The sequence below is a fragment of the Gordonia sp. J1A genome (assembly GCF_055393515.1).
Window position 1 is genome coordinate 3,150,997 of the sequence record NZ_AP041607.1, and the last position, 13,701, is coordinate 3,164,697.

The window sequence follows — 13,701 nt, forward strand, 5'->3', positions numbered from 1 at the left end:
CGCAGTAGGCTGCACGTCATGACGGGCATCAGGTGGGTGGCGGACGGCTTCGGCGGGCTCGACGACTTCCGGGCCGTCGCCTGCGAACCCGCAGCTCCCGGCCCCGGACAGCTCACCGTCCGCGTCACGGCCGCCGGAGTGAATCCCGCCGACCTCAAGCACACGCTCAGGGCCTCCGACCCCGCTCTCCTGCCGCTGCCGATCGGCTACGAGATCGCGGGGGTGGTGACCGCCATGGGACCGCGGACCCGCGCCGGGTCCGGGGCGGTGTCGGTGGGCGATCGCGTCGCGGCCTTCCGCGTGCACGGCGGCTACGCGTCGGCGATCACCATCCCCGCCGAGAAGGCCTTCGTCCTGGCGGATGCGGTGCCCGACGACCAGGCCGCGGGGCTGCTTCTCGCGGGGTGCACGGCGGCCGAGCTGCTGTCGCGGTCCGGTGCGGTGTCCGGCGAGACGGTGCTCCTGCACGGCGCCTCGGGCGCAGTCGGCGCCGTCTTCCTGCAATTGGCGCGTCGAGCCGGGGTCACCGTCGTCGGCACGGCCGGTCCCGGTCGGTCGGACGCGGTCGCACGGTTCGGCGGTATTCCGGTGACCTACGGTCCCGAACTGGCTCGGCGCGTCCGCGACGCCGCACCCGGTCCGGTGGTCGCAGCGCTCGACGCGGCCGGAGGCCCAGAGGCGACGGCCGCGTCACTGGAACTGGTGGCCGATCGCGATCGGATCCTCACCGTCGTCGACCGCGAAGCCGCGCGCGAGTACGGCTTCGACGCGCTCTCGGGCGCCGACCCCGCCAGCGCGGCGTTCCGGGACGGTGTGCGCGGCGAACTCCTCGATCTGCTCGCGGCCGGCGAGCTGACGGTGCCGATCGCGCGCACCTTCCCGCTCGATCGTGCGGTCGAGGCGCTGCGGCTGGTGGCCGCCGGGCACGCCGGCGGCAAAGTGGTCTTGATTCCGTGAACCCATCAGACCGTGACCCCCAGACCGGGGCGCCGTCAATCCGGCAGCATCGGGCTCTCGGGCAGATGTGGACGACCCACTAGCACTCCCCGCGTCACCGCACCCTTCCCGAATCTCGACCGCAGCGAGTCGATGGCCAGGTCGAGGTCGCCGGCGTGGTCGGCGCCGTCGAGCGGTAACGCGAGCTGAACGGCGCCGTGATCGGCGAGGTTGGTCAGCGACAGCCCGATCAGCGTGCAGCCGCGCTCACGAATCAGCGGCATCGCCTCGTCGAGCAGACCCCGCGCCACCGCGAGTACGATATCGGTGCGGTCGGTCGGTTCGGATAGCGTCCGCGACCGCGTCACTCGCTCGAAGTCGTGGAAGCGCAGACGCAGCACCACCGTTCGCACGAGCCGCTGCGCCGACCGGAGACGGCGGCCCAGGCCGTCGACGATCGCGACGAGTGTTGCTTCTATATCCGCCTCCGACCGCCACCGACGACCCAGCGCCCGTTGAGCCCCGATGGAACGTCTGCGTCTGCCTGTCTGAACGCGCCGTGGATCGCGAGCCATCGACAGTGCGTACAGGTGCCTGCCCGGGCCGCGACCCAGGAGCATCGACAGCCGTTCCTCGCCCAGCGACGCGATCTGGCCCACGGTCTCGATCCCGGCCTCGGCCAGGCGTTGCTCGGTCTTGGCGCCCACGCCCCACAGCCGTCGCACGGGCAACGGGTGAAGGAAGTCGAGTTCGCCTCCCGCGGGGACCTCGAGCAGACCGTCCGGCTTGCCCACCGCGCTCGCCACCTTGGCCACGAACTTGGTGCTCGCGACCCCGACAGTGATGGGCAGGCCCACCTCGCGGCGCACCCGCTCCCGCAGCCGTGCCGCGAGCTGAACGGGCGATCCGGCGATCGCGTGCATGCCGCCGACGTCGAGGAAGGCCTCGTCCACGGAGATGCCCTCGATAAACGGCGAGAAGTCGGAGAAGATGGCGAAGACCGCGCGGCTGGCCTCGGTGTACGCCTCGAACCGAGGGTGCACCATCACCGCGCGAGGACAGAGCGCTCGGGCTTCACGACCGGCCATCGGCGAGCGGACACCCATCGCCTTGGCCTCGTAGCTCGCCGCCACCACCACCCCGCCACCGACCAGCACCGGACGGCCGCGCAGTGACGGGTCGTCGCGCTGCTCCACGGACGCGTAGAAGGAGTCGAGGTCGGCGTGCAGGATCGATGCCTGCTTGCGTGTGCCCGCTTCCACTCTCATACCGCGAGGGTCTCACCGGGGTCCGACATCTCCCAGCCGCGGCACCACCGACCGGCGGAAAGCTCAGACCCGGCGCATACGGAGGACCACATCCCGCACATGATGGCCGCCGCCCGCCGGGATGCCGCGGTCGCGCGCCTCGTCGGTCACCACTTCCCAGCCCTCGCCCAGCAGACGTACCATGTCGCGGGGCCAGAGGAACCCGTCCGGGCTCCGCCCGTGCGCGCGCATCCCCTCGGGGTCGTGCATCACCACGAGCAGCGTGCCGCCGGGCCCCACGGCATCGGCGATCTTCTGCAGGACCGCGACGTCGTCGCTCGCGATGTGGAAATAGCTCAGGGCCACCAGGTCGTACGTGCGGTCGAACTGATCTGCGGTGACGTCGAACGGCAGCCAGGTGATTGTTTCACGTGAATCAGTCGCGGCCGCACGCTTGAGAGCCACGGTGGAGATGTCTGCTCCCACCACCGTCCAGCCGTGGTCGGCGAGCCACCGGGCGTCGGCGCCTTCGCCGCACCCGAGGTCGAATGCCGAACCGGCAGGCAGATCACCGACTTCCGCGATGAGCGCGGGGTTCACGTTGGTGGTCCACAGCCGGTCCGACGACTCGTAGAGTTCGTCCCACTCGGCCGCGGAGACGGGATGACGGGGAGCCTGCTGCTGATCGTGGTCGTGCTGATGTTCACTCACTCCTCGACGCTCCCACAATCACCGGCCACGCCGCGACGCGGCTTGCGCGCGCGGCAAGAACCGGCGCCGCGGCGGACCGCACGGCACACTGGAGCCATGAGTCACCCCATCCGAATCGGCGTCCAGCTCCAGCCCCAGCACTCACCGGAGTACTCCCTCATCCGGGACGCAGTGATGCGTGCCGAAGACGCGGGAGTCGACATCGTCTTCAACTGGGACCACTTCTTCCCGCTGTCGGGCGACCCCGACGGCGCCCACTTCGAATGCTGGACCATGCTCGGCGCCTGGGCCGAGCAGACCTCCCGCGTCGAGCTCGGCGCTCTCGTCACCTGTAACAGCTACCGGAATCCGGAGCTGCTGGCCGACATGGCGCGCACCGTCGACCACATCAGCGGCGGTCGTCTCATCCTCGGCATCGGCAGCGGCTGGTTCCAGCGCGACTACACCGAGTACGGATACGACTTCGGCACCAAGGGCAGCCGACTCGACGCCCTCGGTGCCTCCCTGCCGCGACTCACCGAACGGCTCGCGAAGCTGAATCCCGCACCCACGCGCCATATTCCGCTGCTGATCGGCGGCAGCGGCGAGAAGAAGACACTGCGGCTCATCGCCGAACACGCCGATCTCTGGCACGGGTTCGTCGACGTCGAGTCCTATCGCCACAAGTCTGGTGTCCTGGCTCGGCACTGCGCCGACGTGGGACGCGATCCGGCCGAGATCGAGCGGTCGGCGGAGGTCCGCTTCGACGGCGACGTCGGCGCCATGCTTCGGTTCGCCGACGACATCACGGCCGAGGGCGTCACCCTCCTCACGGTCGCCACCGGCGGACCCGACTACGACCTGACGGCGGTCCGGGAACTGGTGCGCTGGCGGGATTCGCGCACCGCATAATCGGTGCCGGCCCGATGGGCCGAAGCGGACACCGCCCGGGACGCGCCCGATATAGTCCGGATTCATGACCCGACCCCGGAACCGGCTCTCCCGAATCCGTCTGGCGACGGCGCTCTCCGGCATCGTCATGACGATCGTTCTGCCACTGTCCGGCGCCCCGGCCGCGCACGCCGGACCGGCGTCGTGTGTTCCCTTCGGCACCGCACAGATTCCGCCGGGCGTTCCGTCCACCGGTGATCGCACCGGACTGACGACCTTCGCCGAGTACACGGGCAAGCAGGCGCCGTCACGCGTGGACCTGCGGACCGAGAAGACTCAGTTCAATCGATTCTGGGAGTTCGCACTCACCGACGCCGGCACGCTGGTGACCCGGCCGCGTCCCCCGCGGTCAGCAGCGGACAGCCGCTGGCGGACGGTCCCCCTGCCGTCCTGCCTGCGCGGACGGCTCGTCGCGATCTCACTGGACGACGACGAACTGGTCGGCGTGGATCGAGAAGGCTGGATCTACACCATGGACAACGTGACCCAGTCCCCTCTGCTGTGGAACTGGACCTCCGCGTGGGGCGCCATGCTGTGGACGGGGCCCGGCCGCAAGCTGCCGGACGACCGCCGCGGCGGCTGGGCGCTCAGCGTGACCTCGCCGTCGGACAACCGGGCGTACCTGGATATCGCCGGCCGCGTCCACCCCTCCGGTCAGGCGAAGATGACGATGATCCCGGCGCTCACCGGCGACGGCAGCCGGATCACCTACGCCGATCCGTGGCTGCCCAACGACGACAGCTACGAGATCGGCAGCCCGCTCGGCGGCCGGTTTCAGTCCGTGGCCCTCTCGGCCGCCGGATCCACCACCTTCGTCGTCAACCGGTACGGCGACATGTTCACGCGCACTTTTGATTTCGACTCTTCCGGATCGGATTCGGTGTTCTTCCGCTACAGCTGGGACCCGCAGACCGGGAAGCCCAGCGCCACCAACCTGACGGTCGAGGCCTTCGATCGGTCGACCGCCGCGGTCCAGCTCCCCGCACCCGACTGGACACGCCAGCCCAAGATTCCCGGCGAGATCACCTCCGCGATCACCGTGATCTCCACCGGTCCTGGCCCCGAGAAGCGCGAGCTCCGGGTGGAAGGCCGGAGCAATGGCCGAACGGGCTTCTGGCACAAGGACCTTCACGCCTCGACATGGACGTTCACCCCGACCGGCAGCACGCTGCAGGGCCGGCTCCTGGAGAACTCGCCCGGCGATCGGTCCGCGGAGACGCTCGCCCCCGAGAAGCCGTGGAATCTGTCGGCGTCCCTCCCCTCCCGCTCCGCGCTCGTCGACGGGCAGACACTCATCGATATCGGTATCCCGTACAGCGTCATCGACCCGCGGATGCTCGACGAGGTGGGACTCACCGCGGCGCCGTCCGGCTACCGACTGTCGGTGTCGAGTTTCCATCCCGCGGTCACCACTCGGCCGGCCACCGTCACCACTCCCGACGGCCATCGGATTCCGGTGCTCCTGCACACCGCCGACGGTATGCGGATGACGCCCGGGCACGTCGGCCTCACCCGCACCCCGCGCCATCTGGTCGGCGCCGTGGAGATCCCCCGCGAGGCCTTCGCGAATCGCGACCGGGACCCGGAGCTGCGCCGCTTCGTCGACACGTGGATGCGAGGCAAGTCGATCGCCCCGATCACGCTGAGCGCCACCACCACCGACCTGGTGGTGCGCTGAGGCATCGCACGGGTCCGCGACGCCGGATCAGCCGTCCCGGAGCGCCGTCTTCGCCGCGCGGTAGCCGGACATACCGTGGACACCGCCACCCGGGGCCGTCGCCGACGAGCACAGGTACACGCCGGGTACCGGAGTCCGATGCGGCCGCGCCGACAGCACCGGTCGTGCCAACAGCTGCCGCAGATTGGCTGCGCCGCAATTGATGTCGCCTCCGACGCAGTTGGCGTTGTAGTCCTCGTAGCCGGACGCGGTCGTGACGATCCGACCCTCGATCGTGTCGGTGAAACCCGGTGCGCACCGTTCGATCTCGGCGACGATCCGGTCGGAGACGTCGCTCCCGCAGCCCGCGGGGACGTGGCAGTACGCCCATGCCAGGTGAGTTCCCGCCGGCGCACGCGAGGGATCGACCCGCGTGGGTTCGCCGCCGAGCACCCACGGTCGGTCGGGCACCCGGCCGGCCGCGACGTCGGCCTCCGCGCCGCTGATCTGCGCGCGGTCGCGCGCGATGTGAAAGGTAGCCGTCGACAACAATTCCTCGGCGCCCGCCCCCGACCAGGGAATCGGCTCGCGCAGCAGGAAGTCGACCTTGCAGACACCGCCGCCGTACTCGAAACGCTCGAGACGCCGGACATACCGGGACGGCAGCCGCTCCCCCATGATCTGCACCAGCGCGCGGGGCGAGACGTCGAAGAAGACCTGCCCGGCGGTCGGCAATTCGCGAGCCGAGCGCACTCGCCGGCCGGTCTCGATCCGCCCGCCGTTGCCGAGGATGATCGCGGCCAGCGCGTCGACGACGGACTGGGATCCGCCGGCGGCAACGGGCCAACCCGCCTCGGCCAGCGTTCCCAGCAGAAGTCCGGGGGCGGCCGAACCGAGCGCGTCCGAGGGCCGGATGGCGTGCGCGGCCACCGCCGCGAACGCGGTGCGCACCCGTTCGGTACGGAAAGCCCACCGGACCAACGCGTCGACGGGCATCAGGGCCTGCGGACCGAAACGCGCCATTCGCGGCAGATGCCGGGGAAACGCGGGCATCCGTAACGCGTCATGCGCCGCCCCGGTGCCGAGCGCGACCGTCCGACGCCACGCCCGGGCATCGTCGCCCAGCTCACTCGCCCGTCGCACCGGATCGCGGTACACGCCCAGGGCATCACCTCGCGAGAAGACGTGGGCGAAAGAGACTTCCGGCACCAGCCACTCGACCCGGTCCGCCAGGCCGAGTTCGGCGAACGCCGGCGACGCGTACCCGGTCGGATGGACGGCCGCGCAGACGTCGCGCCGAATTCCGGTTCCGAACGCCTCGTCAGTCCGCGAACCGCCGCCGATCGTGTCCTCCGATTCGATGACCAGCACCGATCGGCCCGCACGCGCCATCACCGCTCCCGCGGTCAATCCGTTCGGACCGGAACCGATCACGATCGCGTCCCATTCGTTACCCACCGTGCCCCGTTCACCGACCCAGAACCGTCAGACTCACAAGCTAGATTGAGTCCATGGTTTTCGCGAGCATCCAGCGTCTGATCCGGGCCCGCCTACTCATGGTGACGGTCTCGGCTCTCGCGGTCCTCGCGGCACTGCTCTTCACCGGGGCCGGCAGCGCTCGGGCTCAGGCGCCGCTGCGCATGGCCGATCAGGTGGTCGACACCGCCGGCGTCTTCAGTGAGGCCGACCACGACAAGATCGCCTCCGCGATCGACGCTCTCTATAACGACCACAAGATCCAGATGTGGGTGGTCTACGTCGACTCCTTCGACGGCATGAAGGCGGCCGACTGGGCCCGCCAGACCGAAGACCTCAGTGATTTCGGCGACCGCGACGTACTGCTGGCGGTGGCCACCGGGGACCGCGGCTACCGGCTCACCGCGCCGGCCGCGATCGACGGTCTCACCCAGGACGAGATCAACAGCATCGCCACCGACACGTTGGTCCCGGATCTGAAGCGGGGACGGTGGGCGGCGTCGGCGCTCGACACCGTCGACGAGATCGACGCGGCGGCCGGCGATGAGTCCCACGCCGGAGCGATCGCCGCGGGGGTGGTCGGCGGCGCGGCCGTGATCGCGGGCGGCGGCTTCCTCTACCTCCGCAGGCGGCGACGCCGGGCTCACGCCGCGCACGTGGACGATCTGCGTGAAGCCGGCGACTCGTTGACCGTCGACCAGTTGTCCGAGCAGCCCCTCGAAGTACTCCATGCATGGTCGCGGGAGGTGCTCACCGACACCGACAATGCCGTCAAGACCAGCGCCGACGAACTCGTCCTCGCGATCGACGAGTTCGGTGAGGCGGACGCCGCGCCGTTCACCGCGGCGCTCGGCGCCGCCCAGCGCGCGCTGGCGTCGTCGTTCGCTCTCCGTCAGAGATTGGACGATCACATCCCGGAGACCGCCGACGAGCAGCGGTCGATGCTGGTGCAGATCATCACCTCGTGCTCGGACGCGGATGCGCTGCTGGACGAGCAGGTGGAGAAATTCGACGCCATGCGCAACCTGCTGATCAACGCCGAGGAACGGCTCGACGAGCTGACACGGCGGATCGTGGAGACCACGGCCCGCCTGCCCCGATCCGAAGCCACCCTGGCCGAGCTGACCGAGCGGCACGGCGGAACCGTGGTCTCCTCGATCAGCCAGAACGTCGCCCTGGCGCGTGAGCAACTCCGGTTCGCCGAGGACAGCACCGATCAGGGCCGCGAGGCGATCGCCCTGCCCGCCGGACAGCAAGGACCCGTCGTGGCCGACATCCGGTCGGCCGAGGGAGCGCTGGAGACCGCCGCCAAACTGCTCGACGCGATCGACTCGGCCGACGCGACCCTGGCCCGCGCTCGTCACGGCCTGTCGCCGCTGACGGCCGATGTCACGGCCGCGGTGGCGCAGGCCGAGGGACTGCCGGCTCCCCCATCCGATCTCACGGCTGCGATCGGGAAGGCGAAGACTGCGCTCGCCACCGCGGACTCGGAGGCCGACACCGACCCGCTGGGCGCCTTCGCTGCCCTCTCGGAGGCCGACGCGGATCTCGACGCCGCACTGGCCGCCGCAAATCGGACCGCCGACGAGACGTCGCGGCGCACCCAGCTGGTAACCAATGCGCTCGAGACGGCCGAAGCCAAGACGCAGGCCGCGGCCGACTTCATCGAGACCCGGCGCGGAGCCGTCGGCTCCGTCGCCCGGACCCGCCTGTCGAGGGCGCAGCAACTCGGCGCCGAAGCGGTTCGGCTCTCCGACACCGACCCCGACCGGGCTCTGGAGCAGGCGCGGCAGGCGTCCCGGAACGCCGACGAGGCGCTGATGGCGGCACAGAACGACGTCGTCGCCTGGCAGGACCAGCAACGGGCGGCCGGCGCGGCCGACCGGACCGGTCCTCCGATCGCCGGTGCCGTCCTCACCGGCATCCTCGTCGACAGCGTTCTGCGCGGCACGATGCGTCCGGGATCGTTCGGCGGCTACAGCTCCGGCGGACGCAGTCCCGGTTCCTACGGCGGGTCGTCGAGTTCGGGCCGCATCGGGACCGGCGGTCGCTTCTGACCGGCGTCGGTCCGTCTCACTCCGGTGGTCGAGGTATCCCGGACGTGTGACGTTCCCCATTTTCCTGACGTGAACTCCCTGTTCACACGGCGATCGATGGCTCCGCGGTCTTTTATTTAGGCTTACGAAGTATTAGGCTTACGAAGTATGACCGATGAGAACGCCCCCGACCTCGCCTCAGGACTGCGGCACACGGTGACGCGGTTGTACCTGACCCTGCGACGCAACTCGCCCATCAGTGAGCTCAGCGCCGCCCAGGCCTCGGGACTGGCCTCACTCGTGGACTACGGGCCGATGAGGATGGGCGAGTTCGCCGAACGCGAATCGATCCGGATGCCGACCGCGACCGCACTGATCGACGGCCTGCACCGGGGCGGATACGTATCCCGCGAACCCGATCCCGACGACCGCCGGGCAGTGATCATCGCAGCCACCGACACCGGCTCCGAGATCGTCAGCGACATCCGGACCCGTCGAGACGACAGTGTCACGCGCGCACTGCAGACCCTGTCCGACGATCACCGCGCAGCCCTGGCAGCCGCCCTGCCCGCCCTGCGTGAACTGCAGACTCGAATGGAGCTTTCATGAGCACTGACTCCCACTCCCTCACCGCGGCCTTCAAAGGGCAACCGCGGACCGTCTGGGTGACCGCGTTCGCCGCGGTCATCGCGTTCATGGGGATCGGCCTCGTCGACCCCATCCTCAACACCATCCGCGAGGCGCTCGGCGCGCCCGAGACCAAGCTCACGCTGCTGTTCGGCGTCTACATGGGCGTCCAGGTGGTGGCCATGCTGCTGACCGGATGGTCCGCGTACCGGTTCGGCCCCAAGCGGACCCTGACCACCGGACTGGTGTGCATCGTCATCGCGGCCGGCCTGTCGACCTTCGCCGGAAACATCGACCAACTCATCGCCCTGCGCGTCATCTGGGGTCTGGGCAACGCACTGTTCATCGCCACCGCGCTCGCCTTCATCGTCGGACAGGCCACAGGCGGCCAGCAGGGAGCGATCCTGCTGTACGAGGCCGCACTGGGAGCGGGACTGGCCGTCGGTCCGCTGCTCGGCGCCGTCCTCGGAGAGTGGACGTGGCGCGCACCGTTCGCCGGCACCGCACTGCTCATGCTCGCGGGCGCCGTCCTGTGCGCCGTCATGCTCCCCGCCGACGGACCTCGTGAACAGCGGCAACCGGTCAAACTCCTCGATCCGATCAAGGCGCTGAAGAACCGCAGCCTGCTCATCAACTCGATCGGCTCGGCCTTCTACACCGGCGCACTGTTCACCGTCATCGCCTGGGCACCGATCGCGATGGGCCTGCGCCCCATCTACGCCGGAATGGTCTTCTTCGGATGGGGTCTGCTGACCGCGCTCTCCGGCGTCTTCGTCGGGCCGCGCATCGCCTCGGCCATCGGTGCTCGCGGCGGCGTCCTCTCCGCCATCGGCGCCTACCTGGTGACGATGGTGCTCGCCGCGATCGGCGTCGTCGATCATCAGGTGTGGCTGATCGGTCTGGCCGTGGTGCTCTCGGGCATTCCCTCCGGTGTGCTGAACACGCTGTTCACCGGGGTCGCGATGTCGGCCGCCGACGACTCCACCCCGCGGTCGGTGGCCAGCGCCGGATACAGCTTCCTGCGCTGGATGGGCGCCGCCGCCTCTGCGGTGATGGTCGCCTACCTCGCCGAGTGGTTCGGCATGGCCGCCCCGTTCTGGTTCGCCGCAGGCTACTGCGCGGTGGCCGTGGCCGCCCTGGTGCTCGCCGGAGGCAGCAAGCCCGACGAGCACACGGTGGACCCGGAGGCCGTCCTGGTCGGCGCCGAGGAGTACTGAGCCGAGAGACGTCATGCAGAGCCGGCATTCAATAGGATCGACGGTATGCCTACCGCTTTGATCACCGGTGCCAGTCGTGGGGTCGGTGCGCAGATCGCGAAAGCGCTCGCACCGACCCACGACTTGATTCTGGGCGGCCGCGGGTCGGCCGAACTCGACCGTGTAGCAACGGAATTGGACGGCGCCGTGACTCTTCCGGTGGACCTCACCGATTACGCCGCCCTGGAAACCGCTCTGGAGACCGTCACCCGTCTCGATGTGCTCGTTCACAGCGCGGGAGTCGCGAGCAGCCTCGAGGCCCTCGCCGACACGCCCGTCGAGGAATGGCGGCAGGTGATGGATGTCAACGTGATCGCAGCCGCCGAGGTCACCCGACTGCTGCTCCCGGCGTTGCGGGCCGCCGACGGACACGTCGTCTTCCTCAACTCCGGCGCGGGAATGAACGTGCGGGCCAATTGGACGCCCTATGCCGCAAGCAAATTCGCGCTCCGGGCCCTGGCCGACGGGCTGCGCGCCGAAGAACCCGCACTCCGGGTCACGTCCATCTTCCCCGGACGCATAGACACCGATATGCAGCGCGACATCGTCGCCTTCGAGGGCGCCGAGTACGACCCGTCGAAGTACCTGCGCGCGGAGACCGTCGCCGCGGCGGTGGCGTCAGCGGTGAACGCGCCGGCCGACGCCCACCCCACCGAAGTGGTGCTCCGGCCGCGCGGTCCGCGCAACCGATAGCCGGCGTCGGCCGACCGTCCGACCTACAGCTGCTTGAGGTCCGACTGCTCCCACACGGCCCGCATGCCGGCGATCTTGCCGTCGGCGTCGAAGACCATGATGTCGACCGGGGTGATCTCGAACTTCATCCCCGCGGTGCCGGTCACGAGCGTGAACTCGAAGACCGCGGTGTCGCCGGCGATCTTGGTCCACTTCAGCGTCGCTTCGCGGCTCTCGAGGCCGGTGATGATGCTGTAGAACTCGACGAGCTCGTCACGCGTGCTGCGCACCGGTGCGCCGATCGGGTCCTCCACCGTCGCGCCGTCGGCGTACAGGTTCACGATGTCCTCCGCCGACCCCGAGTTGAGGCCGTCGATGTAGGCCTCGACGGTGGCCGCGATCTTGTCGGAAAGTCCGGTTTCCTGCTGCTCAGCAGTCATTTCCACTCCCTGAATTGAAACATGTTCTAGTGGGAAGGTTAACAGGAGCGCCCCACTGGCGCGAGGGTCCGCGAAAGATTGCCGCGACCGCGTCCGCGAGCCCCGATCCCGGTCCGCTGGCATGATCGACTGCCATGACCGTCGCCCGTTCGCTCATTCTGTTCGCGCTAGCGGCCGTCGCCGAGATCGGCGGGGCCTGGCTCGTATGGCAGGGCGTGCGCGAACACCGCGGTTGGCTGTGGATCGGTGCCGGAGTCGCCGCACTCGGCGTGTACGGATTCGTCGCCACATTGCAGCCCGACGCCGAGTTCGGCCGCATCCTCGCAGCCTACGGCGGCGTCTTCATCGCGGGCTCCCTGCTGTGGGGGATGGTCGCCGACGGCTACCGGCCCGACCGCTGGGACGTCATCGGCGCGCTCATCTGCCTCGTGGGCGTCGCCGTGATCATGTACATGCCGCGCGCGGTGGACGGTTAGCCCGGGGCACAGCCGTAACAGGTCTACTTCAGCTCGGCACTGGTCTTTCCGAGCACCCGACGGGCGATGATCAGCTGCTGAATCTGCTGTGTGCCCTCGAAGATGTCGAGGATCTTGGAGTCGCGAGCCCACTTCTCGAGCAATTCGGTCTCGGAGAACGCCGCCGTGGCACCGATCTCGACGGCCTTGTTGGTGAGTTCGGTGACGGTGCGGCCGGCCTTCGCCTTGGACATCGACGCCTCGGTGGAGTTGGGCTGCTTATTGTCGGCCATCCACGCCGCGCGCAGCGTGAGCATCCACGACGACTCCCAGTCGGACTCGAGCCGGATGAACTCGGCGACGGCGGCGTGCTGAGCGGCGACCGGACGGTCGTAGTCGACCTCGTGACCGGACTCTTCGAGCATCCGGCGCAACTCCTCGAGAGCGGCCCGCCCGAGGCCGACGGCCATCGCGGCCACCACCGGCCTGGTGTTGTCGAACGTCTGCATGACGCCACCGAAACCCGTCTTCACCTGGATCTCCGGCGTGCCGAGCAGGTTCTCGGCCGGCACTCGAACGTCCTCGAACCGGACCACCGCGGTATCGGACGACTTGATGCCGAGCTTGTGCTCGAGCCGCGCGACGGTGACCCCGTCGGCGTTCATCGGCACCACGAAGCTCTTGATGGCGGCGCGGCCGACGCTCTTGTCGAGCGTCGCCCACACCACGACGTGGTCGGCGCGGCTTCCGGCGGTCACGAAGATCTTCTCGCCGTTGATCACGTACTCGTCGCCGTCCAGGACGGCGGTGGTGGAGACGGCGGCCGAATCCGATCCGAAGCCCGGCTCGGTGATGGCCATGGCGGCCCAGACATCGGCGAAACGCTCGAGCTGCTCGTCGTTCGCCACCGCGGCGATCGCCGCGTTTCCGAGGCCCTGGTACGGAATCGACAGCATCAGACCGACGTCGCCCCAACCGAGTTCGCGGGCGTTGAGCACTGACCGGAGGTTGGCGCCGTTGACGGTCTCCTCCGCGGACTCGTCCGCCTTGTCGGCGTCCTTATCGCCCCCGCGGGCCTGTTTGGCGATCTTCCCGAGCTCGTCGAGTTCGACGGGGTACTCGTGCTCGGCCTTGTCGTACTTGCGGGAGATCGGCCGGAAGATGTGCTCGGCAGCGAGACGGGCGCGCTCGACCGTGGAGTTCAGCTTCTCCGGGAGCTCAAGGTTGATAGCCATGGCGCTACCTTACTACTGAGTAA

General features: G+C 69.2%; 13 protein-coding genes. 8 read left to right on the top strand and 5 right to left on the bottom strand.

Annotated features, from left to right (window positions below; all coding sequences use genetic code 11):
* The first annotated feature begins 18 nt into the window (after positions 1–18).
* Positions 19–957, top strand: coding sequence for a quinone oxidoreductase family protein (locus tag ACZ5QD_RS14695; RefSeq protein WP_006896723.1), 939 nt, complete (start codon positions 19–21; stop codon positions 955–957).
* A 35-nt stretch (positions 958–992) separates the two neighbouring features.
* Here ACZ5QD_RS14695 and dinB read toward each other — a convergent pair whose 3' ends face one another.
* A complete protein-coding gene (gene dinB / locus ACZ5QD_RS14700; protein ID WP_464366900.1) occupies positions 993–2,204 on the bottom strand; it encodes a DNA polymerase IV in 1,212 nt (403 codons plus the stop codon).
* A 63-nt stretch (positions 2,205–2,267) separates the two neighbouring features.
* Positions 2,268–2,894, bottom strand: a complete 627-nt coding sequence (locus ACZ5QD_RS14705) for a class I SAM-dependent methyltransferase (protein ID WP_006896725.1) — start codon at positions 2,892–2,894, stop codon at positions 2,268–2,270.
* Between the two features lie 96 nt (positions 2,895–2,990).
* On the opposite strand from ACZ5QD_RS14705, the gene ACZ5QD_RS14710 reads away from it, so the two are divergent.
* Together ACZ5QD_RS14710 and ACZ5QD_RS14715 are read left to right on the top strand one after the other, a co-directional pair.
* Complete coding sequence (locus ACZ5QD_RS14710) at positions 2,991–3,785, top strand: LLM class F420-dependent oxidoreductase (protein WP_006896726.1); 795 nt, start codon at positions 2,991–2,993, stop codon at positions 3,783–3,785.
* A gap of 64 nt (positions 3,786–3,849) precedes the next feature.
* The gene (locus ACZ5QD_RS14715; protein WP_375003297.1) at positions 3,850–5,502 is read left to right on the top strand and encodes a hypothetical protein; all 1,653 of its coding nucleotides are present in this window, start codon (positions 3,850–3,852) and stop codon (positions 5,500–5,502) included.
* 27 nt (positions 5,503–5,529) lie between these two features.
* Here ACZ5QD_RS14715 and ACZ5QD_RS14720 read toward each other — a convergent pair whose 3' ends face one another.
* A complete protein-coding gene (locus ACZ5QD_RS14720) occupies positions 5,530–6,939 on the bottom strand; it encodes a phytoene desaturase family protein (protein ID WP_375003295.1) in 1,410 nt (469 codons plus the stop codon).
* A 53-nt stretch (positions 6,940–6,992) separates the two neighbouring features.
* Between ACZ5QD_RS14720 and ACZ5QD_RS14725 the strand changes: the two genes are divergently transcribed.
* The 4 genes from ACZ5QD_RS14725 to ACZ5QD_RS14740 all read left to right on the top strand — a co-directional run bounded on the left by ACZ5QD_RS14725 (position 6,993) and on the right by ACZ5QD_RS14740 (position 11,569).
* A complete protein-coding gene (locus ACZ5QD_RS14725) occupies positions 6,993–9,014 on the top strand; it encodes a TPM domain-containing protein (protein ID WP_464366901.1) in 2,022 nt (673 codons plus the stop codon).
* A gap of 147 nt (positions 9,015–9,161) precedes the next feature.
* Entirely contained in the window at positions 9,162–9,602 is a 441-nt protein-coding gene (locus ACZ5QD_RS14730; RefSeq protein WP_045538193.1) for a MarR family winged helix-turn-helix transcriptional regulator, read from the top strand.
* Positions 9,599–10,837, top strand: coding sequence for an MFS transporter (locus ACZ5QD_RS14735; protein ID WP_045538192.1), 1,239 nt, complete (start codon positions 9,599–9,601; stop codon positions 10,835–10,837). Before ACZ5QD_RS14730 ends, ACZ5QD_RS14735 begins: the two co-directional genes overlap by 4 nt.
* A 45-nt stretch (positions 10,838–10,882) precedes the next feature.
* On the top strand, positions 10,883–11,569 hold the full coding sequence (locus ACZ5QD_RS14740; protein ID WP_062367440.1) for an SDR family oxidoreductase: 687 nt from the start codon (positions 10,883–10,885) through the stop codon (positions 11,567–11,569).
* Positions 11,570–11,592: 23 nt separating this feature from the next.
* On the opposite strand, the gene ACZ5QD_RS14745 is transcribed toward ACZ5QD_RS14740, so the two are convergent.
* The gene (locus tag ACZ5QD_RS14745) at positions 11,593–11,988 is read right to left on the bottom strand and encodes a nuclear transport factor 2 family protein (protein WP_062367441.1); all 396 of its coding nucleotides are present in this window, start codon (positions 11,986–11,988) and stop codon (positions 11,593–11,595) included.
* A gap of 134 nt (positions 11,989–12,122) precedes the next feature.
* Between ACZ5QD_RS14745 and ACZ5QD_RS14750 the strand changes: the two genes are divergently transcribed.
* Positions 12,123–12,464 (top strand): YnfA family protein, encoded by a 342-nt coding sequence (locus ACZ5QD_RS14750; RefSeq protein ID WP_006896734.1) that lies wholly within the window; start codon positions 12,123–12,125, stop codon positions 12,462–12,464.
* Positions 12,465–12,487: 23 nt separating this feature from the next.
* Here the strand turns inward: ACZ5QD_RS14750 and ACZ5QD_RS14755 are convergent, their stop codons facing one another.
* Positions 12,488–13,678 carry an acyl-CoA dehydrogenase family protein gene (locus ACZ5QD_RS14755; protein WP_062367442.1) on the bottom strand — a complete coding sequence of 397 codons (1,191 nt, stop codon included), beginning with the start codon at positions 13,676–13,678 and terminating at the stop codon, positions 12,488–12,490.
* Positions 13,679–13,701 lie beyond the last annotated feature (23 nt).